Origin of the sequence: Arthrobacter sp. SX1312 (assembly GCF_002929295.1) — a bacterium.
GTDB lineage: Bacteria > Actinomycetota > Actinomycetes > Actinomycetales > Micrococcaceae > Arthrobacter_D.
Window position 1 is genome coordinate 1 of the sequence record NZ_PJIM01000076.1, and the last position, 515, is coordinate 515.

General features: G+C 60.6%; 1 pseudogene. It reads left to right on the forward strand.

Features of this window, described 5'->3' with window-relative positions:
- Nucleotides 1-59 precede the first annotated feature (59 nt).
- Nucleotides 60-515 (forward strand): annotated as a pseudogene (locus tag CXQ92_RS18005) (hypothetical protein); the annotation flags it as partial.

The following is a 515-nucleotide window of genomic DNA, read 5'->3' on the forward strand; positions in this document are numbered from 1 at the left end:
AAAGAAAAGAAATAACATTTTCAAAAAGAGTTGTGAGAGACTGTGTGTGACAGAAAAAGATGGACACGAGGGATCAGCACGGGAACCGGGCCGAGCAGGTTGATGCTTACGGCAACCCGATAACGGGTACGGGTCAGGAGACCGGGTACGGTCAAGGTACCGCTGGTCATGGGACCACCGGTGGGTACACCGGGACAGGTGAGCAGGCGCAGATGACGCGCCCGGAGAAGGAGCACCGCAGTGGCGGTACGGGTCAGGAGACTGGGTACGGTCACGGCACCGCTGGTCATGGGACCACCGGTGGGTACAACGGGACAGAAGGGCAGGCGCAGATGACGCGCCCGGAGAAGGAGAACCGCGGTGGCGGTATACTCCACCGCTCCGGCAGCTCCAGCTCCAGCTCTTCGGAGGATGATGGGGTGGGAGGAAGGAGGAAGAAGGGACTCAAGGAGAAGATCAAGGAGAAGGTGCCCGGCGGGCACAAGACCGACGAGTACGGTCAGGCTGAGGCAACC